This window comes from Mesorhizobium sp. GW821-FHT04C10, from assembly GCF_059420305.1.
In genome coordinates this window covers 3,341,056-3,364,623 of record NZ_JBWKTL010000001.1, presented here as the reverse complement: position 1 = coordinate 3,364,623, position 23,568 = coordinate 3,341,056, and the positions used below count along the sequence as shown (strand labels likewise).

The window sequence follows — 23,568 nt, the reverse complement described above, 5'->3', positions numbered from 1 at the left end:
GCGCAACATGATCAACCGACCTCGCGTCAAGCAACTGGAGCCAGACGCCCATGACGAAAATCCCCGTCCATCTCGATATCAACGGCCATCATCACGAATTGCAGCTGGAGCCGCGCGTGACGCTGCTCGATGCCTTGCGCGAACGGCTCGGCCTGACCGGCACCAAGAAGGGCTGCGACCACGGCCAGTGCGGCGCCTGCACCGTGCATGTCGACGGCGAGCGCGTGCTGGCTTGTCTGACGCTGGCGGCGCAGGCCGAGGGCCGCGCCATCACCACCATAGAGGGGCTTGCACGGGAGGGCGAACTGCATCCCGTGCAGGCTGCCTTCCTCGAGCAGGACGCTTTCCAGTGCGGCTATTGCACGCCGGGCCAGATCATGTCGGCGGTCGCCTGTATCCGCGAGGGCCATGCCGGCTCGGATGAGGAGATCCGTGAATACATGGCCGGCAATCTCTGCCGTTGCGGCGCCTATCCGCACATCGTCGCCGCCGTGCGCCAGGCAGCCCTGGAGGTCGCATCATGAGGGATTTTTTCTATCTGCGCGCCACTTCGGTTGATGCCGCACGACAGGCCGCTGCCCTGCCCGGCGCCATGCTGCTTGCCGGCGGCACGACGCTGATCGACCTCGCCAAATGCGGCGTCGCCGAACCCGACACGCTGGTCGACATCACCCACCTCAAGGGCCTCGACCGGATCGAAGTGGGCGAACACCGCGCCATCATCGGCGCGCTCGCCCGAATGGGCCATGTCGCCGACCATGCCGACATCAAGAGCCGCTTCCCCGCCATCTCCGAAGCGTTGTGGCAGGCGGCCTCGGCGCAGATCCGCAACATGGCGACCATCGGCGGCAATCTGATGCAGCGCACGCGCTGCCCCTATTTCCGCGATCCCTCGAACTTTTCCGCCTGCAACAAGCGTGAGCCAGGCTCCGGCTGTTCGGCGATCGGCGGCGTCACCAGGGGCCACGCCGTGCTCGGCACCAGCGAAGCCTGCATCGCCATGTACCCCGGCGACCTCGCCACCGCCTTGGTCGCCTTCGACGCGATCGTTCATCTGGGCGAGCGCAGGCTTCTGGTCGACGACTTCTTCCTGCTGCCCGGCACCACGCCCGGCAGGGAACACGCGATCGAGCCGGGCGAGATGATCACCGCCATCGAGATCCCCTCATCCGCTGCTGCCCGCCGTTCGACCTACCTCAAGATCCGGGACCGGCAATCCTACGAATTCGCGGCGGCCAGTGCTGCCGTAGGGCTCGAGCTGGAAGCCGATGGGCGCACCATCCGCGACCTGCGCGTGGCGCTCGGCGGCGTCGCGACGAAACCGTGGCGGGCGCGGGCCGTGGAGGCCGCCTTGATAGGCAAGGTGCTGGAACCGGACGCTGTCCGCGCGGCCAGCCTGCTTGCCGTCGAGGGCGCTGTCGACCATGGCGCCAACCACTACAAGATCGAACTCGCACCGCGCGTTGTCGCGCGGGCCATCCTCAAATTGGGAGAGACGGCATGACTGTTCACACAAGACATGGCGACGCCTCGGATGGCGCGCTGGCGGAAGCCGTAGGCGGCCGGCTGTCGCGCGTCGACGGCCCGGCCAAGATCACCGGTGCCGCCAAATATGCCGTCGAGCAGCAGCTCGAAGGCCTCGCCCATGCCGTGCTGGTCGAAAGCACGATTGCCTCCGGCAAGGTACGCGCGATCGACACCGCGCAGGCGGAGGCAGCGCCGGGCGTGCTCAAGGTGCTGACACCGGACACCATCATCAGCCTGAGAACCGCGTCGGACTGGTTCGGCACGCCGCCGCCGGACAAGCCTTACTGCCCGCTGGCGCGCGACATCACCTTTTCAGGCCAGCATGTCGCCGCCGTCGTGGCGGAGACCTTCGAGCAGGCGGTCGCCGCGGCGGCGCTGGTCAAGGTCAGCTATGACGAGACGCCTTCCATCGTCGACCTCAGCGACGGCAAGGCCGGCGACGGTATCCCGATCGACGCCATGACCAAGGAATGGGGTGACGCGGCCACCGCCTTCGCCTCGGCGCCGGTGCGGATCTGCGCCGCCTACAACACGCCGCGCGAATACCAGGCGCCGATGGAGCCGCATGGCCTGATCGCGCGCTGGGAAGGCGATCGTCTGACCGTGTGGGAGCCCAGCCAATGGCTGGACGGCATGGCCCGCACCTATGCCGAATGGTTCGAAGTGCCGTTCGGGAATGTGCGGCTGGTCTCGCCCTATATCGGCGGCGGCTTCGGCTCCAAGGCACTGGCGCTCAGCCACGGCGCGATTGCCGCCAGTGCCGCCAAAATGCTGGGCCGGCCGGTGAAGCTGGTGATGACACGGCCGCAGACTTTTACCGGCTATGGCGGCCGCGCCGCGACACGGCAGACGGTGACGATCGGCGCCGACCATGACGGCGTGATCCGGTCGATCGTGCATCGCGGTGTCAATGAAACATCCATCGACGGCATGTGGGTCGAGCCGCTGGGATCGGTCACCTCGATCATGTACGCGACGCCGAATTTCTCCTCGAAGCAGAATGTCGTGCGGGTCAATTCCGTGGTGCCGGGCGCCATGCGCGCGCCGGGCGAAAACCCTAGCGCCTTCGGCATCGAGAGCGCCATCGACGAGCTCGCCCACGAGGTCGGCATCGATCCGCTGGAAATCCGGCTGCGCAACTATGCCGAACAGGACCCGCACGCCAGAAAAGCCTGGTCGACCAGGCAGTTGCGAGAGGCTTTTGCAGCGGGTGCCGAGCGCTTCGGCTGGGCCAGGCGCACGCCGGCGCCGCGCTCGATGCGCGACGGCAATCATTTGATCGGCTGGGGCGTCGCCGCCGGCACCTATCCGGTGCGACGCGCCTATGGCGAGGCGGTCGTGCGCATCCTGGCCGACGGTTCGGTCGAGGTCGAAAGCTCCTCGATCGACATGGGCCAGGGCACCTACACCATCCTGGCGCAGACCGCCGCCGAAACGGTCGGCGTGAGCGCCGACGACGTGGTGGTGAAGCTCGGCGACTCCCGCTTTCCCCGCGCCGGCGTCACCGGCGGCTCGCGCCTGGCCGGCGTGATGACGGGTGCCGTCTACAAGGCGGCCACCTCGGCGCTCGACCAGCTGGTGGGCTTGGCGATCAGCGACCCGCGCTCGCCCTTCCACACGCTGCAGGCGAACACCTTGGTCGTCGCCAATGGCCGCATCGGCTCGCCGCGCGGCGACGGCCCCGATGTCTCGATCGCCGACCTGCTCAAGAGCGTGGGGCGCGACCGCATCGAGGCGACCGGCGACACCATGCCGGCCAACTCGACCGCCGAGGACCGCTACAAGAACTACACCACCATCGCCATGGCGCTGCCGCACACCGAGGGCGACTATTCCCGCCACTCCTGGTGCGCGCATTTCGTCGAGGTGCGCGTCGACGAGGATTTCGGCACGGTACGTGTATCACGCGTGGTGTCGGCGCTCGATTCCGGCCGGCTCTACAACCCGAAGCTCGCCGAGAGCCAGTGGAAGGGCGGCATCATCATGGGCATCGGCCAGGCCCTGCTCGAGGAAGGCATAGTCGACCGCCGCCATGGCCGCATCGTCAACAACAACCTCGCCGACTATCTGGTGCCGACCAATGCCGACATTCCCGACATCGAGGTGATCTCGGTCGGCATCCCCGACCTGCATTCCTCGGTGCTCGGCGGCAAGGGCGTCGGAGAGCTCGCCATCGTCGGCGTCGCGCCGGCGATCGCCAACGCGGTGTTCCATGCGACGGGGAAGAGGATCAGGGACCTGCCGATTACGCTGGAGAAGCTGATCTGAGCGCGTAATCTCCCCCTCAAGGGCAGGGCAATTGCATATGAGTTTTTACGAAGAGGACCCCCACCCTAACCCTCCCCACAAGGGGGAGGGAACGCTGCCGCGCGCTACGCTTTGGCGTCGAAACTTCTACAGTTTGCCGAGTTCAGCGCCGGCGCGAGTCTCCCTCCCCCTTGTGGGGAGGGGTTAGGGGTGGGGGTACGTGCCGGGCAAACCTTCGGGAAGTTTCATATGCGATTGCCCTGCCCTCAAGGGGGGAGATCACGCTCCTCACCACTCCAGGCCGAACACCAGCTTGCCGAAATGCAGGCCGCCGGCGGCCATGTGGGCGTAGGCTTCGGCCGCATCGCCAGGTGAAAACACCTTGTCGACGACCGGCTCGATCCCTGCCGCGCCGATGGCGCGGGCGGCGTCGCGAAGATCCGATACCGATCCTGTGTTGTTGCCGATCACCTTCAGCGCCTTGATGATGATCGGCAGCAGGTTGACCGTGGCCTCGGCGCCGGTGACGAAACCGATGGTGAACAGCGTGCCGCCGGGCGCGGTGGCGTTGATGGCGCGGGCGAAGGTGGCGGTGCCGCCGGTCTCGACCACGAGGTCGGCGCCGAGGCCATCGGTCAGCTCCAGCACCTTGCCGTCCCAGTCAGGCGCCGCACGGTAATTAATGAGATGATCGGCGCCGAGTGCCTTCGCCCGCTCCAGCTTCTCGTCCGACGACGAGGTGATGATGACGGTGGCGCCGGCGGCCTTCGCAAGCTGCAGGGTGAAGATCGAGACGCCGCCGGTGCCAAGCAGCACCACGACCGAGCCCGGCCCGACATTGGCGGCACGGACGGCGTTCCAGGCGGTGGTGCCGGCGATCGGCAGCGTCGATGCCGCCTCGAAGGAAAGATGCGCCGGGACCGGCACCAGCGAATTGGCCGGCAGCGCGACATATTCGGCCAGCGACCCCGGCAGCGAAACGCCGCGCATCTGCCTCATCTCGTAGGGTCGCGGCGGGCCGCCGATCCAGCGTGGCTTGGCATGGGCGACGACGCGATCGCCGATGCTGAATCTCGTGACGTCCTCACCCACCGCGACGATCTCGCCGGCACCGTCGGCGACGGGGATCAGCGGAAAGACCGGCCCGGGATAATTGCCGCTCGCCACCGCGACATCGACGAAATTGAGGCTCGCCGCGCGCTGGCGGATCAGCACCTCGCCGCGTTGCGGCTCAGGGGTTGCAACGGTGGCGGCGCGGAATGCGTCCAGCCTGGGTTGGCTGAGTTCGATGGCTTTCATGGTTTCACTCCGTTGGGACGATTGATGGGTTGAGTGAACCTAGTTGCTGCGTTATTTCTGGATAATTCCGATCTTCTACATTTGAGTATTGCAAATCATGCAGCAATCCCATGAACCAGCGGCCCTTGCCGAAATGGCGGCTTTCGCGGCCATTGCCGAGGCGCACTCCTTCACCCGGGCGGCGGCGCGCGTCGGGCGCGACGCGACCATCCTGTCGCGGCGCCTGCAATCGCTGGAGGAGCGGCTGGGGGTCAGGCTGCTCGCCCGCACGACGCGCAGCGTCTCGCTGACAGAGGCGGGCGCCGAATTCCTGGTGCGCGTGCGCGCCATCCTCGCTTCCGTCGACGAGGCCGAGGCCGCCGCGTCGGCGCATGCCGGCGGCGGTCCGCGCGGCCTGCTCAGGCTAGCGCTGCCCGGCACGTTCGGGCGCATGTGGATCGGTCCGCTGCTGCCGCAATTCCTTGCCGAATTTCCCGATGTCCGCATCGAGGCCGAATTCTCCAACCGCTTCGCCGATCTGGTCGCGGAGAATTTCGACGTCGCCGTGCGGCTCGGCGCGCTGGAGGATTCACGCCTGGTGGCGCGCAAGGTGGCGACGCGACGCCGGCTGCTCTGCGCGGCCCCCTCCTACCTCGCCCGAAAGGGCCACCCGGAGACACCGCAGGCGCTGCTCGGACATTCCTGCCTGGGCTTCAGCGGCTTCCAGACCTTTCCGGCCTGGGAGATGACCGACAGCGAGGGCCGGCGCGCGCGCGTCGAGGTTTCCGGGCCGCTGGTCAGCGACGATGCCGAGGTGCTGGTCGAGGCCGCCGTGCAAGGCGTCGGCCTGATGATGAGCACCGACTGGCTGGTCGGCCGCGAACTCGCCGACGGACGGCTGGTGCCTGTGCTGGAGGAGTGGACGCTGGCCGACGAAGGCGCGGTCTATGTTGTCATGCCCTCGGCCAAGGGCCAAGCCGCCAAGACCCGCGCCTTCGCCGACTGGATCGGCAAGCGCTTCGCGCCGGAGCCGCCCTGGCGGCGGTGAGGTTGCTGATCTCCCCCCTCGAGGGGGAGATTACGCGCACACCATCACTTCCCCTGCCCCTTCATGAACTGGCTGAGCAGATCCACCGGCAGCGGGAACACCACCGTCGACGAGCGTTCGCCGGCGATGTCGTGCAAAGCCTCGAAATAGCGCAGCTGCATGGCCTGCGGCTCGGCCGCCAGCATGCGGCCCGCCTCGACCAGTTTCGCCGCCGCCTGCTGCTCGCCCTCGGCGTTGATCACCTTGGCGCGCCGCAGCCGCTCGGCCTCGGCCTGCTTGGCGATGGCGCGGATCATGTTCTCGTTGAGGTCGACATGCTTGATCTCGACATTGGACACCTTGATGCCCCACGCATCGGTGCGCTGGTCGAGGATCTCCTGGATATCGCTGTTGAGCTTGTCGCGCTCGGCCAGCATCTCGTCCAGTTCATGCTTGCCGAGCACAGAGCGCAGCGTGGTCTGCGCCAGCTGGTTGGTGGCGGCCATGTAGTCCTCGACCTGGATGACCGCCCGCTCGGCGTCGACGATGCGGAAATAGAGCACCGCGTTGACCTTGACCGAGACATTGTCGCGCGAAATCACGTCCTGCGGCGGCACGTCCTGCACCACCACCCGCAGGTCGACCTTCACCATCTGCTGCACGAAGGGAACGAGGATGATGAGGCCGGGCCCCTTGACCCCGGTGAAGCGGCCGAGCGTGAAGACCACGCCGCGCTGATATTCCCTGAGGATGCGGATGGCCGAGGACAGGAACATGATCACGACCAGTGCGACGACCAGATAGGCGATATAACCAATCATCATTGTGGTGCTCCATTCCTTGCCGCGTCGCGCCGCCGCACCGTCAGCACGAGGTCGCTGATATCGGTGATCTCGACGCTGTCGCCGGCCGCGATCGGCTCGTCGGCCTTCGCCCGCCAGCGCTCGCCCAGGGCCAGGACATGGCCCTCCGCGCCTTGCCAGTCGAGGATCTCGACGGGTAGGCCGCGCATGGCCTCGCCGCCGACACGCGGCGGGTTCTTGCGCGCCGCCCAGACATAGGTGCCGGTCAGCAGCGCCAGCCCGAGCGTCAGCGCCGCGGCGGGACCGATGACGGCCCACGACATGGCAAAGCCCGGCCCCTCTACCCGCAGCAGCATGGCGGCGCCGAACAGAAAGGCGGCCACGCCGCCGAGCCCGAGCACGACGGTGGGATTGAACGCCTCGATGACGAGGAAGGCGAGGCCGAGCAGCATCAGGGCAAGGCCGGTATAGTTGATCGGCAGCAGGTCGAGCGCATAGAGGCCGAGCACGAGGCAGAGCGTGCCGATGACGCCGGGCGCGACCGCCCCGGGACTGGTGAACTCGAAGACGATGCCATAGACGCCGACCAGCATTAGTATCACGGCGACGTTCGGATCGGTGATGACGCCGAGCAGCCGGATGAACCAGCCGGGCTCCAGCGTCTCGACCGGCAGCCCCTTGGTCGCCAGCACCATCTTCTTGCCGGCGACATCGACGGTGCGCCCGTCGGCCAGTTGCAGGAGTTCGGTTGTGTCGCGGGCGACAAAGTCGATGACATGTTCCTGCAGCGCCGCATTGGCCGACAGGCTCGCCGCCTCGCGCACCGCCTTCTCGCCCCAGTCGCCATTGCGCCCGCGCAATTCGGCAAGCGACCGGATCAGGGCGACCGCGTCATTGGTCACCTTGGCCATCATCGCGTCGCCTGCCGGCCGCCCGCCCTGGCTCTTCTGGTCGCTCTTGTCCTTCTGGTCGTCCTTCTCGCCGCCCGGAAGCGACGGCAGCCCGCCGATCTCGACCGGCGTCGCGGCGCCGAGATTGGTTCCCGGCGCCATCGCCGCGACATGGGTGGCGTAGAGGATGTAGGTGCCGGCACTCGCCGCATGGCCGCCGGCCGGCGCGACATAGCCGATGACGGGCACCGGCGAAGCCAGGATAGCGGCGATCATCTCGCGCATCGAGGTGACCAGCCCGCCCGGCGTGTCGAGTTGAAGGATGAGGACCGTCGCGTCCCGCTTGGCGGCGGCATCGAGCGCTTCCTCGAGCTGCCTGCTGCTTGCCGGCCCGATGGCGCCGTCGATGGCGACGCTCAGCGCGACCCTCTCGCTCCCGGCTGAAGAGAAGGGAGAAAAAACAGCCACGGCGACGAAGGCCGCGGCAAGAAGGGCCACCCGCGCGAAGGTCACGCTCAAAGCTCCATGGACTCAATATGGGTTGTATTTTGGCGAGTCCAAGAGGAGCCGAAGTCGGCGACCGGCGAAGGCCGAAGCGATGACGGATTGCGGACCCGCGCCGAAAGGGTCGGCGCGGGATATTGTTCGGTCTGCGGATCAGAACTTGTAGCTGAGCCCGACCCGGATATCGTGCGTCTGCAGGTCGACGTTCGTCTCGGTAGGTAGGCCGGCTGCTATCGACAGATCCTGGTTGCCGAAATCGGAGTAGCGGTATTCGGCCCGCGCGATCCATCTGTCGGTGAAGGCATGCTCGATGCCGGCGCCAACCGTCCAGCCGACATGGCTCTCGTCGTGGAACGGTATTTCACCGCCGGGGCCGGCGCTGACCGCGGTCACTTCATATTTGGCCGCGGCCACGCCGGCGGTGATGTAGGGCAAGGTCCGGTCGAACGCATAGCCCGCCCGCAGCCGCGCCGATCCCTGCCATTTGAGTTCGCTCTTGAGCAATGTGGTGACGCCACCGCCGCCGGTGTCGACAGGTGTCAGTCCGTCGGCATTGCTGTAGGCGATGTCGGCCTCGGCGCCGATCACGAAGCTGTTCGCCATCTGGTAGTTGGCGCCGATATGGATGCCGCCGACAAAACCGTCCGGATCAAGCGGCACGCTGAGGTCGGATCCGCCGCCGAAGCCGCCGCCGGCGATGAAGAGATTGGATTTTCCGGCTGCGTAGCCGGCGTCGACGCCGGCATAGAGGCCGGACCAGTCGTAGCCGGCGACGGGCGAGACCTCATTGATGTCGGCCGCGCACGCCATGCCGACAGGCGCCAGGATGAAGGCCGTCGCGAGAAGAATGATTTTCATTGTTTGTCTGCCGCCCCAATATGTTGTGGTCCTCGCCACGAAAATACTCCGTGGCGATCCAGCTGTGGTCGAGGCCCCGGTGTTGCATTGTCCGTCGGCTGCGTCTTGGGCTGGGTCGCACCGGAATTGTCCGGGAAAGCGGGACGCCGCTTTCCCGATCGGTGTGACCATTCAGCCGCAGTCGATCGATGCGAACGCGGCCGCTGTGACACGAAGGCACCGGCGAGGACGGCGCGGTGCGGCACCTACTCCGGCGACGGGACCGGTGGCTTCGAGGTCAGCGCCGTGCCAGCGGCCGCCGCGATGACAGCGGCGATGCCGGCCAGCTGCGGCAGGCTCAGGCTTTCGTGCAGGAACAGGAAGCCGGCGAGCGCGCCGAGCCCCGGCTCCAGGCAGGTCAGCGTGCCGTAGATGCGGGCCGGCATCCGGGTCAGCGCGACCATCTCCAGGAAGAACGGCAGCGCGCTGTAAAACAGGCCGACGAGCAAGGCGCTGACCAGGATCGACGGCGCCAGCAGCCCCGTTCCGGCCTCGGCGATGCCGAAGGGCAGCACCAGCACGGCGGCGATCGCCATGCCATAGGCGGTGGTGCGTGTGCCAAGCTCGGCGCCCGTTTTCTGGGCGAGCACGATATAGAGCGCCCAGAAGCCGCCGGCCGCCAGCGCCAGCATCACCCCGGTCGGGTCAAGCGGCTGCTGAGAGCGGGTGAAGGGCGACAAAAGGATGATGCCTGCCACCGCCAGCGCGATCCAGGCAAAGTCGCTGGCGCGCCGCGACGTCAGCGTCGCGACCAGCAGCGGCCCGGAAAATTCGAGCGCCACGGCGACACCGAGCGGGATCCTGGCAAGAGCCGCGTAAAACAGCAGATTGAGCGCGCAGAGCGTCACTCCATAGGCGACGAGCCAGGGCAAGGTGGCGCGTGTCGGCCGCATCTGCCAGGGACGCAACACCGCGATCAGCATCAGCGCGCCGACGACCAGCCGCAGCGTCGTCGTGCCTTGCGCGCCGATCACCGGAAACAGGGTTTTTGCGAAAGTGGCGCCGATCTGGATCGACACCATCGCGCCCATCAGCGCCGCGACGGGCAAGGGCGCCGCTTCGCGACTGGCAACCGGCATCGATGTCACTTTGGTTTCATCCTTCCGGGGCACAAATCGCCTAGCGGCATGGAAATAGGCCGACCCGGCGGGCTTGTCGTGAGACAGCAGCGGCGTCTTGATGGGGCAAGCGCTTAGAAATTGATTTGTCGGCGGATCGCGCGCGTTGACGGGCCAAATGCGTTGACGTTTGGCAGAGAGATCAATCACTTCGTCATCCACGGGCGGAGCAAGGAGCGCAGCGACGCGGCGCAGACCCGAGGATCCATGCCGGGACTCCAAAGCGTCACTACGGTCCAGAATTCTGCACCGCTGCACTACACGTCTAAGGTCACGGAATGGATCCCAGGGTCTCCGCGACGTCTCTTCGCTCCTGCTCCGCCCTAGGATTGTTTGAGAAGGATCGGGTAGTCTGGCGGCCGGGACTGCGGCCCATCACAACCGGCAGTCCCGGCGGCAGGCGACCGTCCCTGGGATCGGGCAACACCCGACGTCATCATGGTCCCTGCCGTCTTTGTCCGCCATCGCTTGGAGAGTTGATTGGCCGCTGGCTGGCGCCACGCCCGCAAACAATCCGAAGCCTGACAAGGATACCACCAGCATGGCCTTCTTGCACCAACAACCGAAACTGTGCCTCGGCCTCGATATCGCCAAGGACACCATCACCGCCGCCGATGGCACCACCACCCATGTCATCGACAACCAGCGACGCACGATCCGCGCCTTCCTCAAGAGCCACAAGCAGGCAGACCTTGTGGTCTGTGAACCGACCGGTGGCCATGAAGGCCTGCTGCTCGAAGAGTGCCTGCGTGCCGGCATCGCCTGCCATCGCGCCGACACGCTCAAGGTCAAGAGCTTCATCCGCTCCTACGGCACCCACGGTAAGAGCGATGCCATCGATGCCGCGATGTTGAGGGCCTACGGCCGCGAACGCTGGGAAAAGCTGACCCTTTGGCAGGCTCCGGACCCCCACGAGACCCGCTTGCGCGCCCTGGTGCGCCGCCGCCAGGAGCTCATCGCCATCAAGATCGCCGAGAAGAACCGCGCCAAGGCACCTGGTGCTCGAGACCTCGCCGCCTCCTTCGAGGCCGTGATCAAAGTCGTCGAGCGTCAGATCCAGGCGATCGATGCAGCCATGCGCGAGCTGATCGCCAACAGCAGCGCCCTCAAGCATCGAGCCGCCATCTGCACGGCCATGGACAGTCTCGGCCCAATCGTGGCCGCCAAGCTGCTGGCCATCTTGCCCGAACTCGGCACCATGACACGTCGAAAGGCTGCCGCGCTTGCAGGGCTCGCGCCTCATCCAAACGACAGCGGACAAAAGCAAGGCTACCGCAAAATCCGTGGCGGACGACCGGAGATCAGGAGCATGCTCTACATGCCCGCATTGCACGCCGCTGCCGGAAGGGGCGAGTTCGCAACTTTCTACAAACGCCTCATCGCCAACGGCAAAAAGCCAATGGTGGCCATCGCTGCAGTCATGCGAAAGATCGTCGTTACCCTAAACGCCAGGCTCAGAGACGCCACCATTCCTCAGAGTTGATGACGACGTTGGAGAAGCTGCGGCGTATGCAACTCGTCAACGCAAGCAACCGCCCCCAGAGGTAATGTCTCAGTTTGAAATCTGATGCCGCGCCTGTCGCGAACCGAGCCGAACTCCCATATGCTTAGCGCAAAGCATGGGAGTTGCCATGAGCCTTCAATACCGAGATTTGTCCGATCAATGGGTGACAAGGAAGTCGTTAGCCGCTACTGCTCGCGATTTCCATGATGAGCTATGCGCCCAAATTAAGCGCGCTCAGAAGCATGGCGCACCTCATGTTGAAATCAATTCCGGCGAACTGCATCGTAAAGTTGGAGGCTACCCCGGCACGGGACACAGAATGCCACTGTGCTGCGACGCTATGTATTTTGAGAAACGCGATGCGGATGAGGTCGTTTGTGCCCCTTTAAAGGGTAAGGGTGCATCGCTCACAATCCGCTATCTGTTGCCGAGGTAAGAATGCCCCGGACCTAGGCGAGAAACGCCCCGCTGACGTGATCGGCAATGCCGTTCGCGTCAGGCGCGCTGTCGCCGCCGCCGGTTCAGCCGCCGAACGACACGCCTCTGCGGCGCATTCCCGCCTGCACGCCGCGCACGATCAGTCTGGACAGGACCTCCATGTCCCAGGGCATGCCCGGACGCCAGACATCCAGGAGCAGGGCTATGCGGGTTTCATCGGCATTGTTCATCACCTCGTGCGGATAGGTATCGTCCCACAGCATGCCTTCGCCGTCGGTGATCCGTTTCTCCTGATGGTCGATCATCATGACGGTCGCCGGGCGGCCATCGACTTGCCGCGGGATGACCAGGCCGAGGTGGAACCGCATGATGCCGCGAAAGGGTCCGCGATGGCTGGGAATGTGCTTGCGCGGTGCGAGGAACGAGATAGCCGCCGATTTGACTTCCGCGCATTCGGCAAGCAAGCGGCTGAGAACCGGCATGCGCGCAAGGTTCTCCGGAACCGCCATGTCATAGGCCTTGAGCACGAACATGCGCCAGTCGAGGCCGTCATTGGCCGAGATATCGGCCTGCTCGGGCATGATGTCGTGGAAACGCGGAACCTTGCCCAGATGTACGCCCAACGCTTCGTCGCGGATTTCACGCCAGGCGTCGATGAATTTCGCCGCGTTGGGAAATTCGGTATCGGTATCGAGGATCGCCGGCGCCTCTATCCGCCTTTCATAGACACGCCGGATCACATCGGATGCAAGATCGTAGGTACGGGACATCGCATTGCCTCCACGCGATTATAAACGGATGGCCCCCGGTTTTGTTTACACATCTTGTTCACTGCGCCGTCATCGTCGACGCCAGCCTTGGCCCGGCCTTGACGTCGATGATCTCGGGCTTCGCGCTGTCGACCGCGCCGTCCCAGCCGCCGCCGAGCGCCTTGTTGAGGGCGATGTAGTTGGTCGCCAGCAGCACGCGGCTTTGCAGCAGGGAATCCTCGGCCGTGTAGAGCGAGCGCTGCGCGTCGAGCACATCGAGCAGGCTGGTCTCGCCGGCCTTGTAGAGCGTGCCTTCGAGATTTGCCGCTTCACCATAGGATTTCGCCGACGAGGCAAGCTTGCCGATCCGGATGCGCTCCTGCGCCATCAGCACCAGCGCGTTCTCGACATCCTCGAGCGCGGTCAGCACCGAGGCGCGATAGGCGATGAAATACTGGTCGCGCTGCGCCCGGGCGACGTCGGCCGCGGCCTGCAACTGGCCGGCGTTGAACAGCGGCACGCTGAGCGAAGGCCCGAACGACCAGCCGATCGACGAATTCTTGCCGAGATCGCCGAGATTGAGGGCCGCCGTGCTGATGTTTCCCGTCAGGCTGACCGAGGGATAACGCGCCGCCTCGGCCTGGCCGACCTTGGCGGTGTATTGCGCGTATTGCCGCTCCGCCATGCGCACGTCCGGGCGCGACAAAAGGATGTCGGCGGGAATGCCGGTGGGCATCGGCAGGCGCGGCGACGGGATCGGCTTGCCGCGCTTCAGCCGCTCGCTGAGCGCGGCCGGCGGCCGGCCGGTGAGCACCGACAGGCGATGCACCGCCTCGGCATAGCTTGCTTCCAGCGTCGGCACCTCGGCCTCCGTGCTGGCCGCCTGCCCCATCGCCTTGGCGACGTCGGCGGCCGTCGCCGACCCCGCCAACGCCATGGTGCGGGTGAGTTCGGCGGTCTGCCTCTGCGACACCGCCGAACGCCGGGCGAGCGCGATGCGGGCCTGGTAGCCGCGCGCCTGGGTGTAATAGGACGCGACATCGCCGACCAGCGTCAGCAGCGTCGAGCGCAATTCCTCTTGCGCCGCGTCCACGCCGTAGCGCGCGGCCTCGACGCCCCTGCGGTTGGCGCCGAACAGGTCGAGCTCCCAGCTGGCGTCGAAACCGGCCTGGTATTCGCTGTAGATCGAATTGGTCCCCGCCGTGGTCGCGGACGACTTGTTGCGCGTCACCGAGCCGGAGCCGTCCACGGACGGCAGCAGCGTTCCCGCGCTCTGGCGATAGCTGGCGCGCGCCTCGCGGATCTTGGCCTTGGCGGTGGCGACGTCGAGATTGCCGGCGACGGCTTCCGCGACGAGCGTGTTGAGCTGCGGATCGCGCAGGCGCTGCCACCATTGCGACAGCTGCGCCGGCTGGGCGGATTTCGTCGGCTTCTCACCGCTCCAGTTCGCCGGCATCGGCAGGATCGGCGTCCGGTAGTCCGGGCCGACGACGCATCCGGCAAGCAGAACAGCCGTGATCATGGGCGCAATGAGCCGCCCCGCGGCCACCGGGCCACGTTCCAAACCTGTCATGGGAAGTTCCTTACTGCTGGTTGGCCGTCGCCGGCTTCTCGTCCGTGCCTTGCCCGAGATCCGGCCCGGTATCCTGTTTGGCCACCCTGCCCTTGAAGATGCGTCGCACCGTGACGAACAGCAGCGGCACCAGGAACACGCCGATCACCGTCGCAGCGATCATGCCGCCCATCACGCCGATGCCGACCGAGTTCTGCGCGCCCGAGCCCGCACCGCTGGCGATCGCGAGCGGCGTGACGCCGAGGATGAAGGCCAGCGACGTCATCAGGATCGGCCGCAATCGTTGTCGCGCCGCTTCCAGCGTCGCTTCGACCAGCCCCATGCCGGCCGCCTGCCGCTCGATGGCGAACTCGACGATCAGGATGGCGTTCTTGGCGGCCAGGCCTATCGTGGTCAGCAGGCCGACCTTGAAATAGACGTCGTTGGTCTGGCCGAAAAGCGTTGCCGCCGCGAGCGCGCCAAAAATGCCGATCGGCACCGACAGCATGACCGCGAACGGGATCGACCAGCTCTCATAAAGCGCGGCAAGGCAAAGGAACACGACCAGCGCCGAAATCGCATAGAGCGACAGCGCCTGGTTGCCGGAAAGCCGTTCCTGATGCGACAGCCCGGTCCATTCGTGGGAATATCCGGGCGGCAGCTGCGCCACCAGCCTGTCGATCTCGTCCATCGCCGCACCGGAGCTCACGCCGGCTGCCGCCGCGCCCTGGATCTCGACCGCCGCCGAGCCATTGTAGCGTTCCAGCCGCGGCGAACCGAATGTCCAGTGGCTGGAGGCAAAGGCCGAGAACGGCACCATGGCGCCGCTGGCATTGCGCACCTGCCATTTGTCCAGGTCTTCCGGCTGCATGCGGAAGTTCGCGTCCGACTGCATATAGACCGGCTTCACCCGCCCGCGGTCGATGAAGTCGTTGACGTAGTCGCTGCCCCAGGCGCTCGACAGCGTGTTGTTGATGTCAGCGAGGCTGACGCCGAGCGCGCTGGCCTTCTCCTGGTCGATATCGATCGAGAATTGCGGCTGGTCCTCCTGGCCATTGGGCCGCGTGTTGGCGAGCAGCTTGCTCTGCGCGGCAAGACCCAGCAGCTGGTTGCGCGTCTGGATCAGCGCGTCATGGCCGGCGCCGTTGACGTCCTGCAGGTAGAAATCGAAGCCGTTGGTGTTGCCGAAACCCTGGATGGCGGGCGGGGCAAGCGCGAAAACCTGCGCATCCCGGATCTTGGAGAAGGCGCCCATGGCCCGACCGGCAACCGCTTGCGCCGACAAGGCCGGCGATTTGCGCAGGCTGAAATCCTTCATCGGCACGAAAGCGATGCCGACATTCTGCCCGGCGCCGCCGAAGCCGAAGCCGGAGGCCGTAAAGACGCCCTGGACAGCGTCCTTTTCCTGCTTGAGATAGTGGTCGGTCACCTCAGCCAGGACACGCTCGGTCCGGTCCTGCGTCGCACCGACCGGCAGCGACACGCTGGTGATCAGGATGCCCTGATCCTCTTCCGGCAGGAACGAGCTCGGCAGCCGGGCAAACATCCAGCCCATGGCCACGACAATGGCAAGGAACACGGCCAGGAAGCGCCAGGACCGCTTGATGATGCCGTGCGAGCCGTCGCGATAGGCTGTCGTGCCGCGATCGAAGACGCGGTTGAACCAGCCGAACGGGCCGGTCTGCGTCGCATGGTCCTTGGGCCGCTTCAGGATCGTGGCGCAGAGCGCTGGCGTCAGCACCAGCGCGACCAGCACCGACAGCACCATGGCCGAGACGATGGTCACCGAGAACTGCCGGTAGATGATGCCGGTCGAGCCACCGAAGAAGGCCATCGGCACGAACACTGCCGACAGCACGGTGGCGATGCCGACCAGCGCGCCGGTGATCTCGTTCATCGATTTTCGCGTCGCCTCTTTCGGCGACAGATCTTCCTCCGCCATGACGCGTTCGACATTCTCGACCACGACGATGGCGTCGTCGACCAGCAGGCCGATGGCCAGCACCATGGCGAACATGGTCAGCGTGTTGACCGAATACCCGAACAGCGACAGCACGCCGAACGTGCCGAGCAGCACCACCGGCACGGCGATGGTCGGGATGATCGTCGCCCGCAGATTCTGCAGGAAGATGAACATCACCAGGAACACCAGCACGATCGCCTCGGCCAGCGTCTTGACCACCTCCTCGATCGACAGCCGCACGAAGGGCGAGGTGTCGTAGGGGTAGACGACCTCGACGCCTTGCGGGAAGGTCGAGCTCAGCCGGTTGATCGTCGTGCGCACCGCTTCCGCCGTGCTGATGGCGTTGGCGCCGGTTGCGAGGTTGACGGCGACGCCGGCCGCCGGCTGGCCATTGTATCTGGCTTGCGTCGTATAGCTCTCGGCGCCGAGCTCGACGGTGGCGACGTCGTTGAGGCGAACGAGCGAACCGTCGGTCTGGCTCTTCAGGATGATGTTGCGGAACTGTTCGGCTGTCTGCAGCCGGCTCTTGGCCGTCACCGTGGCGTTGAGCTGCTGGCCCTTGCGTTGCGGCATGCCGCCGAGCTGGCCGGCCGAGACCTGCGTGTTCTGCGCCTGGATCGCCGAGGCCACGTCGCTCGGCATCAGCGTGTATTTGGCGAGCTTGTCGGGATCGAGCCAGATGCGCATGGCATAGCTGGAGCCGAACAGCTGCGTCGAGCCGACGCCTTCGACGCGCTTCAGCGTGTCGTTGATGGTCGAGTCGACATAGTCGGCAAGATCGGTCGAGTTCATCTTGCCATCGCTGGAGACGAAGCCGATGACCATCAGGAAGCCGGTCGAGGATTTGGAGACGGTGATGCCGTTGCTCTGCACCACCTGCGGCAGCTGCGACTGCACCAGCTGCAGCTTGTTCTGCGTCTGCACCTGGGCGGTGTCGGGATCGGCCGCGCTGGTGAAGGTCAGCGTTATCGTGGCCTGGCCGGTCGAGGTCGAGGTCGCCGTCATGTAGTCGAGATTGTCGATGCCGGTCATGCCTTGCTCGATGACCTTGGTCACCGAGTTCTCGACCGTTTGCGCGTCGGCGCCCGGATAGTTGGCGCTGATGTTGACCGTGGTCGGCGCGATCTGCGGATATTGCGAGATCGGCAGCGTGGTGAGCGCGAGCAGGCCGCCCAGCATGATCACGATGGCGATCACCCAGGCGAAGATCGGCCGGTTGATGAAGAATGCTGACATCGCCTCAGTTCCCGGTCGACTGGCTGCTATCGGCCATCTTGGACGTGGAAGGTGCGGCCGAAGAGGTCTGCGCCCGGTCCTTCACCTCGCCGGTCGTCTCGTCGATCGTCACCTCGACGCCCGTCGCGTCGCCGCCGGGGCGCACCAGCTGCAGGCCCTCGACGATGACACGATCGCCATCGCCGACGCCCGAATCCACCAGCCAGTTGTTGCCGACGCTGTTGCGCACGGCGAGCACGCGCGTCTCGACCTTGCCCTGCGCGTTGATGACCATGGCGGTGGCCTCGCCCTTGGTGTTGCGGGTGACGCCGCGCTGCGGCACCAGGAAACTGTTCTGGGCGACGCCCTCTTCGACCAGCGCGCGCACATACATGCCCGGCAGAAGCAGGCGGTCGGGATTGGGGAACTCGGCCCGCAGCGCAAAGGTGCCGGTGGTCTGGTCGACATTGGCGCCGGCGAATTCCAGCTTGCCGGTCTGGTTGTAGATGGTGCCGTTCTCGAGCTTCAGCTTGACGCTGACATTGGGACCGCTGAACTTCAGCCGGCCCTCATTGATGGCCTGGCGCAGGTTGAGCAGATTGGTGCTCGACTGCGTGACGTCGACATTGATCGGATCGAGTGAACGGATGGTGGTGAGCAAGGTGTCCTGATTGGCGGTGACCAGGGCGCCCGGCGTCAGCGACGACTTGTCGATGCGGCCGGCGATCGGCGCGGTGATCTTGGTGTAGTCGAGATTGATGCGCGCGGTTTCGACACTGGCCTTGGCGGACGCGACATCCGCATTGGCCTGGGCCAGCGTTGCGGCGGCATCGTCATAATCCTGTTTGGAAACAACGTTCTGCTTGAGCAAGCCGGCATAACGGTCGAACTTGGCCTGCGCCGTCGGCACCGCCGCCTCGGCCTTCTGTTGGGCCGCCTGCGCGCTGTCATAGGCGGCCTGGTAGCTCGCCGGATCGATGAGGTAGAGCGGTTGCCCGACCACCACCTCGCTGCCCTCCTTGAAAAGGCGCGCCTGGATGATGCCGTTGACCTGCGGGCGCACATCGGCGGTGAGCGAGGCTGAAGTGCGTCCCGGCAGTTCGGCTGTTATCGCCACCGACTGCGGATGCAGCGTGACGACGCCGACTTCCGGTTTTGCGACCCCGCCCATGCCGGCCGGGGTCTTGCTCTGCTCCTGCGAACAGGCAGCCAGCAGAAGGGCGGCAGCGAGCGCCGCCGTCCACGGCGCGAGCCGGCGGGCCGACAAGGAAGACTGTCTAGACTGGATAGACATGGCTTGAATGATCTTTCGCTGGAGTTGCGGTCGCCGTCTGGCTGTCGGAATCGGATCGTTCCACCAGAAGCCGGGCGAGATGCCGGCCGAGAAAGCGCTGGATGTCGTCCATGAAGGTATAGACGACCGGGACATAGACGAGGCTGAGCACGGTCGAGGAGATAAGCCCGCCGATCACGGCGATCGCCATCGGCGCCCGCGTCTCGGCGTCGGCGCCGATGCCGAGCGCGATCGGCATCATGCCCGCGCCCATGGCGATCGATGTCATGACGATGGGCCGTGCCCGCTTGCGGGCGGCGTCGAGCAGCGCGTCGAAGCGGCTCATACCACGCTCCTTCTCCGCGACCAGGGCGTATTCGACAAGCAGGATCGAGTTCTTGGCCGCGATGCCCATCAGCATCAATATCCCTATCAGCGGCGATATGCCAAGCGCCTTGCCGGTGATCAGTATGAAACCGAGCGCGCCGCCGATCGACAGCGGCAGCGCGACCAGGATGGTCACCGGCTGCACGAAGCCTCGGAACAGCAGGACCAGCGTCAGGTACATCAGCAGGATGCCGGCGGCGATCGCGGTGGTGAAGCCCGAAAACAGCTCCTGCATGCGCGCCGCATCGCCGCGCGCCAGTTCCTGGACGCCGGCGGGCAGGTTGCGCATCGCTGGCAAGGCGTGGATGGCCGTTGTCGCCTGGCCGAGCGTCAGGCCGGAGAGGTCAGCCTCTATCGTTGCGCTGCGGCTGCGCCCCACCCGGGTGATGCTGTTTGGCCCGGCATTGAAGCCGATATCGACGACCGCGCCGAGCGGCACCGTGCCCTTGCTGCCGATCAGCGGCAGGACCGCCAGTTTCGCAGGGTCGTCGATGGCGCCGTCGGGCAAGGTCACGACGATCGCCACCTGGCGGTCGCCGAGATTGAATTTGGCCAGGCTGGTGTCGGTGTCGCCGATGGTGGCAATCTTCACCGTCGCCGCGATCTCGGTCGGCGTGACGCCAAGTTCTGCCGCCCTGGCGCTGTCTGGACGCACGATCAGCTCGGGCTTGGTCGTTGCCGCCGTCGAGGTCGGATTGATGAGGCCGGGCACCGGCTTCATGCCCTCGATCAGCGCATCGCTGGCCTTCTGAAGCGCCTCGCCATCGTCGCCGACCAGCGTGATCGCCACCTTGGCACCGGCAAAGCCGTCGGCGCCGAACTGGATGCGCGCGCCGGGAATATCGTTGAGCTTCGGTGACGCCTCGGCCTCAAATTGCTGCTGGCTCACGCTGCGCTCGCCGCGCGGCTTCAGGTTGACGGTGACGTTGGCGCTGCGCACCTCGGCGGAAGTCGATCCGCGGTTCGGACCGCCGCCCGAGGTGGCCGCGGTGCCGATGGTGGCAAAGATGCTGTCGACGGCCGGCTCGTCCTTGAGCCGCCTTGTGATGTCCTGGACGACATTCGTCGTCTGCTCGATCGTCGAGCCCGGCTGCAGCTCGACGGAGATCATGGAGCGGCCGCGATCGGTCGCCGCCATGAATTCGGTCGGCAGTTTCGTTGCCAGCCCGATCGAGCCGGCGAAGAAGGCGATGCCGGCGACAAGCGTGATCCAGCGATGGTCGAGCGCCTTGCGCAGCAGCCAGAGATAGGTCGGCACCCAGCCCGGCATGTCGTCCTCGCTATGGCCTCCGGCGCGCACCAGATAGGCGCCCATCAGCGGCGTCAGCATGCGCGCGACCAGCAGCGAGAACAGCACCGACACGCAGACGGCGACGGCGAAGGAGAAGAAGAACTTTCCCGGAATACCGGGCATGAAGGCAACCGGCAGGAAGACCGCCACGATGGTCGCCGTGGTCGCCACCACGGCAAGTCCGATCTCGTCGGCGGCCTCGATTGCCGCCTGATAGGCGCTGGCCCCGGTCTGGCGCATATGGCGCACGATGTTCTCGATCTCGACGATGGCGTCGTCGACGAGGATCCCGACCACCAGCGACAAGGCGAGCAAGGTGATGTTGTTGAGCGAGATGTCGAACACCGCCATGACAGCGAAGGTCGGGATCAGCGACAGCGGCATGGCGACCGCCGAGACCAGTGTCGCCCTGATGTCGCGCAGGAACAGCCAGACGACGCCGATGGCGAGCAGCGCGCCGAGCCACAGCGCCTCGAACGCGGCATCATAGCTCTCCTGCACGAAGCCGGAGGACGAGGTGACTTCGGTGAATTTCGCAATGTCGGTCTTCGACGCGATGCCTGCGATCGCGGCGCGCGCAGACTTGACCACGTCGATCTCGCTCGATCCGACCGAGCGGTAGACATTGAAGGCGACGACCTGCCTGCCGTCGAGATAGGCGGCCTGGCGCGGCTTTTCCCAGCTGTCGACCACGCTGCCGAGATCGGAGAGCTTGACGCCGCCGGCGCCATTGAGCGCGATGCGCGTGTCGGCCAGCGCCTCGACGGTGCCCGCACTGGCCAGCGTGCGCACCGACTGCTCCTGGCCGCCGACGCTGGTGCGGCCGCCCGGCTGGTTGACGTTGTTGGAGGCAAGCGTCTGGCTGACATCGCCGGCGCTGATGCCGAGTGCGGCAAGCCGGTCCGGATCGAGTTCGACACGGATGACGCGGTCGACGCCGCCCGAACGGGTGATCTTGGAGACGCCGTCGACGCCGAGTAGCGCCTTGGCCACATCATTGTCGATGTACCAGCTCAGCGCATCCGGCGACATTGACGGCGCCTCGACGACATAGGTCAGCACCGAATTGCCGGTCGCGTTGATCTTGGCCACGACCGGCGACTGCGCCGCCGCCGGCAGGCTCGACTGCACCTCCGACACCGCGTTGCGGACGTCGTTGGCTGCGGTCTCGGGATCGGTGCCCAGCGTGAACTCGACCGTGGTGACGGAGGAGCCCTCGCTGATCGAGGTCGAGACGTCGTCGACGCCTTCGAGCGTCGCCACGGCGTTCTCGATCACGCGGGCCACCTGCACTTCCATTTCGCTCGGTGCCGCGCCCGACTGCGAGACGGTGACGGTGACCGTCGGCAGGTCGATGTCGGGCATGTTGTTGGTGCGCAGCTGCATGAAGCCATAGAGGCCGGCAATGGTCAGCGACAGGAACAGCACGATGGTCGGCACCGGATTGCGGATCGACCAGGAGGAAATGGCGTTCATCGCGCCGCCTCCGTCGTATTTCCGGCAACGTTCGCGCCCGCTTGCGCATCGGCGACACGCACCAGATTGCCGTCGCTGAGGAAGCCTGCGCCGGCGACAACGACGCTCTCTTCTTCCGACAGCCCGCTCTCTATGGCGACGCGGCCGTTCTTGTGCGCGCCGTTGGTGACGGTGCGCGCGGCGGCCTTGCCGGCGGCGTCGACCAGGAAGACCATGGGCTTGCCGTCCTTCCATACAAGGGCGGTCTCGGCGACGCTGAGACTTTGCGAGGCGGCTCCGGCGATCGACACGCGGGCGAACATGCCGGGCTTCAGGCCCGAGCCCTCGCCGAGCGCGACATAGACTGTGGCCAGCCGCGTCGTCGAACTGACGGTCTCGGCGATCGATGACACGCTGCCGGTGAAGGTCCGGCCGGAAGCATCGACGATAGTCGCCGCCTGCCCGACCGAGACCGAAGGAAGGTCCTTTTCGGGGACAAGCACGCCGACCTCCAGCCTGCCGTCGCGGATGATCTTCATCAGTTCGGTGCCGGCCTGGACGATCGAGCCGGCAACCGCCGGTCGGCTGGAGACTATGCCGTCGAAGGGGGCGCGGATGGTTGCCTGGTCGAGCTCCGCCTGCAGCCTCTCGGCGGCGGCCCGCGCCTGCTCGAGCTGCGCCCGGCCGGTCTTGACGGCGGTCGCCTTGTCTTCCGCCGTCTCGGCGCTGATCGCCTTGCTGGCCAGCAGCCTGTCGGCGCGGCCGGCGGCGGAGATAGCCGTGTCCAGCGTTGCCTGGGCCTGGTCGACCGCGGCCTTCTGCTCCGCCAGCTGCGCCTTGAGCACCGAGGCGTCGAGCCGGGCCACGACGTCGCCGGCCCGCACATGATCGCCTTCGCAGACAAACACTTCTGTCAATTTGAGGCCGGAGGCCTCGGCGCCGACACTCGCTTCCTGCCAGGCGGCAACGGTGCCAGTGGCACTGATCGAAGACGCGATCGCCTCGGAACGCACCTTCTCGACCGCAACCGTGAGGCTGGCCCGCGGCGCGGCCGCCGCCGGCGCGGCGGGTTCCACGGTCGCGCGCCCATAGGCCCTGAGCGCCGCCATAGCTACCAGGACGGTCAGCACGGCCGCCAGGACGAGATATGTCTTACGCGATCTTGCGGTCATGATTTCGGTGGCCATCGGGCTGCCGCGAAACCGGCAGCGACAGGCGCCAGGCGGCAAAATGCAAACGGATCGCGCCCTGCGGCGTGTCGAGCGGCGGCACCGCCGGCGTGGCGGCATGGCCGGCGCGCTGGCCGAGCGCGCCGATCGGCCTGACCGACGCGATCAGCCGCAGCATCATCAAGGCTTCCCACATTGCCGTGCTTCCGTTGTGCGTGATTTGAAGGGTGGGATGGCTGGATCTGCCAGCCATCCCACGGGACCGGCCGGCCCGAGAACGG

Annotated in this window: 17 protein-coding genes; 5 read left to right on the top strand and 12 right to left on the bottom strand. The window is 66.1% G+C overall.

Annotated elements, in window-relative coordinates; genetic code table 11:
- Nucleotides 1–50: 50 nt before the first annotated feature.
- From AC07UC_RS16260 to AC07UC_RS16250, 3 genes are read left to right on the top strand one after another with little or no spacing between them, the layout of a single operon-like run.
- The gene (locus AC07UC_RS16260; protein ID WP_140771124.1) at nt 51–524 is read left to right on the top strand and encodes a (2Fe-2S)-binding protein; all 474 of its coding nucleotides are present in this window, start codon (nt 51–53) and stop codon (nt 522–524) included.
- Nucleotides 521–1,504 (top strand): FAD binding domain-containing protein, encoded by a 984-nt coding sequence (locus tag AC07UC_RS16255; protein WP_494906726.1) that lies wholly within the window; start codon nt 521–523, stop codon nt 1,502–1,504. The genes AC07UC_RS16260 and AC07UC_RS16255 overlap by 4 nt, the downstream gene beginning before the upstream one ends.
- Nucleotides 1,501–3,795, top strand: a complete 2,295-nt coding sequence (locus AC07UC_RS16250) for a xanthine dehydrogenase family protein molybdopterin-binding subunit (RefSeq protein WP_494906725.1) — start codon at nt 1,501–1,503, stop codon at nt 3,793–3,795. Before AC07UC_RS16255 ends, AC07UC_RS16250 begins: the two co-directional genes overlap by 4 nt.
- Before the next feature lie 267 nt (nt 3,796–4,062).
- On the opposite strand, the gene AC07UC_RS16245 is transcribed toward AC07UC_RS16250, so the two are convergent.
- The gene (locus tag AC07UC_RS16245; RefSeq protein WP_494906724.1) at nt 4,063–5,073 is read right to left on the bottom strand and encodes a zinc-dependent alcohol dehydrogenase family protein; all 1,011 of its coding nucleotides are present in this window, start codon (nt 5,071–5,073) and stop codon (nt 4,063–4,065) included.
- 97 nt (nt 5,074–5,170) lie between these two features.
- On the opposite strand from AC07UC_RS16245, the gene AC07UC_RS16240 reads away from it, so the two are divergent.
- Nucleotides 5,171–6,100, top strand: coding sequence for a LysR family transcriptional regulator (locus tag AC07UC_RS16240; RefSeq protein ID WP_494906723.1), 930 nt, complete (start codon nt 5,171–5,173; stop codon nt 6,098–6,100).
- 44 nt (nt 6,101–6,144) lie between these two features.
- On the opposite strand, the gene AC07UC_RS16235 is transcribed toward AC07UC_RS16240, so the two are convergent.
- The 4 genes from AC07UC_RS16235 to AC07UC_RS16220 form a co-directional block, all read right to left on the bottom strand.
- Nucleotides 6,145–6,903 carry a slipin family protein gene (locus tag AC07UC_RS16235; protein ID WP_202326749.1) on the bottom strand — a complete coding sequence of 253 codons (759 nt, stop codon included), beginning with the start codon at nt 6,901–6,903 and terminating at the stop codon, nt 6,145–6,147.
- Entirely contained in the window at nt 6,900–8,285 is a 1,386-nt protein-coding gene (locus AC07UC_RS16230; RefSeq protein WP_494906722.1) for an NfeD family protein, read from the bottom strand. The genes AC07UC_RS16235 and AC07UC_RS16230 overlap by 4 nt, the downstream gene beginning before the upstream one ends.
- A 144-nt stretch (nt 8,286–8,429) precedes the next feature.
- Nucleotides 8,430–9,134 (bottom strand): outer membrane protein, encoded by a 705-nt coding sequence (locus AC07UC_RS16225; protein ID WP_494906721.1) that lies wholly within the window; start codon nt 9,132–9,134, stop codon nt 8,430–8,432.
- Nucleotides 9,135–9,379: 245 nt separating this feature from the next.
- Nucleotides 9,380–10,261, bottom strand: coding sequence for an EamA family transporter (locus AC07UC_RS16220; protein ID WP_494906720.1), 882 nt, complete (start codon nt 10,259–10,261; stop codon nt 9,380–9,382).
- Nucleotides 10,262–10,832: 571 nt separating this feature from the next.
- Between AC07UC_RS16220 and AC07UC_RS16215 the strand changes: the two genes are divergently transcribed.
- Nucleotides 10,833–11,774 (top strand): IS110 family RNA-guided transposase, encoded by a 942-nt coding sequence (locus tag AC07UC_RS16215; RefSeq protein ID WP_494906719.1) that lies wholly within the window; start codon nt 10,833–10,835, stop codon nt 11,772–11,774.
- A gap of 542 nt (nt 11,775–12,316) precedes the next feature.
- On the opposite strand, the gene AC07UC_RS16210 is transcribed toward AC07UC_RS16215, so the two are convergent.
- From AC07UC_RS16210 to AC07UC_RS16180, 7 genes are read right to left on the bottom strand one after another with little or no spacing between them, the layout of a single operon-like run.
- Nucleotides 12,317–13,003, bottom strand: coding sequence for an aspartyl/asparaginyl beta-hydroxylase domain-containing protein (locus AC07UC_RS16210; protein WP_494906718.1), 687 nt, complete (start codon nt 13,001–13,003; stop codon nt 12,317–12,319).
- A 58-nt stretch (nt 13,004–13,061) separates the two neighbouring features.
- Entirely contained in the window at nt 13,062–14,555 is a 1,494-nt protein-coding gene (locus tag AC07UC_RS16205; RefSeq protein ID WP_494906717.1) for an efflux transporter outer membrane subunit, read from the bottom strand.
- A 10-nt stretch (nt 14,556–14,565) separates the two neighbouring features.
- Nucleotides 14,566–17,733 carry an efflux RND transporter permease subunit gene (locus tag AC07UC_RS16200; protein ID WP_494906716.1) on the bottom strand — a complete coding sequence of 1,056 codons (3,168 nt, stop codon included), beginning with the start codon at nt 17,731–17,733 and terminating at the stop codon, nt 14,566–14,568.
- A 4-nt stretch (nt 17,734–17,737) separates the two neighbouring features.
- Nucleotides 17,738–19,006, bottom strand: coding sequence for an efflux RND transporter periplasmic adaptor subunit (locus AC07UC_RS16195; protein WP_494906715.1), 1,269 nt, complete (start codon nt 19,004–19,006; stop codon nt 17,738–17,740).
- Nucleotides 18,990–22,139 (bottom strand): efflux RND transporter permease subunit, encoded by a 3,150-nt coding sequence (locus AC07UC_RS16190; RefSeq protein ID WP_494906714.1) that lies wholly within the window; start codon nt 22,137–22,139, stop codon nt 18,990–18,992. The genes AC07UC_RS16195 and AC07UC_RS16190 overlap by 17 nt, the downstream gene beginning before the upstream one ends.
- Nucleotides 22,136–23,290, bottom strand: a complete 1,155-nt coding sequence (locus tag AC07UC_RS16185) for an efflux RND transporter periplasmic adaptor subunit (protein WP_494906713.1) — start codon at nt 23,288–23,290, stop codon at nt 22,136–22,138. Before AC07UC_RS16185 ends, AC07UC_RS16190 begins: the two co-directional genes overlap by 4 nt.
- Nucleotides 23,271–23,483: a hypothetical protein gene (locus tag AC07UC_RS16180; protein ID WP_494906712.1), complete on the bottom strand. Its 213-nt coding sequence runs from the start codon at nt 23,481–23,483 to the stop codon at nt 23,271–23,273. Before AC07UC_RS16180 ends, AC07UC_RS16185 begins: the two co-directional genes overlap by 20 nt.
- Between the last annotated feature and the right edge of the window lie 85 nt (nt 23,484–23,568).

What these genes read in the sequence shown, in the direction of transcription:
- AC07UC_RS16260 (WP_140771124.1), top strand. Translation starts at nt 51, where the DNA reads ATGACGAAAATCCCCGTCCATCTCGATATCAACGGCCATCATCACGAA.
- AC07UC_RS16255 (WP_494906726.1), top strand. Translation starts at nt 521, where the DNA reads ATGAGGGATTTTTTCTATCTGCGCGCCACTTCGGTTGATGCCGCACGA.
- AC07UC_RS16250 (WP_494906725.1), top strand. Translation starts at nt 1,501, where the DNA reads ATGACTGTTCACACAAGACATGGCGACGCCTCGGATGGCGCGCTGGCG.
- AC07UC_RS16245 (WP_494906724.1), bottom strand. Translation starts at nt 5,073, where the DNA reads ATGAAAGCCATCGAACTCAGCCAACCCAGGCTGGACGCATTCCGCGCC.
- AC07UC_RS16240 (WP_494906723.1), top strand. Translation starts at nt 5,171, where the DNA reads ATGCAGCAATCCCATGAACCAGCGGCCCTTGCCGAAATGGCGGCTTTC.
- AC07UC_RS16235 (WP_202326749.1), bottom strand. Translation starts at nt 6,903, where the DNA reads ATGATGATTGGTTATATCGCCTATCTGGTCGTCGCACTGGTCGTGATC.
- AC07UC_RS16225 (WP_494906721.1), bottom strand. Translation starts at nt 9,134, where the DNA reads ATGAAAATCATTCTTCTCGCGACGGCCTTCATCCTGGCGCCTGTCGGC.
- AC07UC_RS16215 (WP_494906719.1), top strand. Translation starts at nt 10,833, where the DNA reads ATGGCCTTCTTGCACCAACAACCGAAACTGTGCCTCGGCCTCGATATC.
- AC07UC_RS16210 (WP_494906718.1), bottom strand. Translation starts at nt 13,003, where the DNA reads ATGTCCCGTACCTACGATCTTGCATCCGATGTGATCCGGCGTGTCTAT.
- AC07UC_RS16205 (WP_494906717.1), bottom strand. Translation starts at nt 14,555, where the DNA reads ATGACAGGTTTGGAACGTGGCCCGGTGGCCGCGGGGCGGCTCATTGCG.
- AC07UC_RS16200 (WP_494906716.1), bottom strand. Translation starts at nt 17,733, where the DNA reads ATGTCAGCATTCTTCATCAACCGGCCGATCTTCGCCTGGGTGATCGCC.
- AC07UC_RS16195 (WP_494906715.1), bottom strand. Translation starts at nt 19,006, where the DNA reads ATGTCTATCCAGTCTAGACAGTCTTCCTTGTCGGCCCGCCGGCTCGCG.
- AC07UC_RS16190 (WP_494906714.1), bottom strand. Translation starts at nt 22,139, where the DNA reads ATGAACGCCATTTCCTCCTGGTCGATCCGCAATCCGGTGCCGACCATC.
- AC07UC_RS16185 (WP_494906713.1), bottom strand. Translation starts at nt 23,290, where the DNA reads ATGACCGCAAGATCGCGTAAGACATATCTCGTCCTGGCGGCCGTGCTG.
- AC07UC_RS16180 (WP_494906712.1), bottom strand. Translation starts at nt 23,483, where the DNA reads ATGTGGGAAGCCTTGATGATGCTGCGGCTGATCGCGTCGGTCAGGCCG.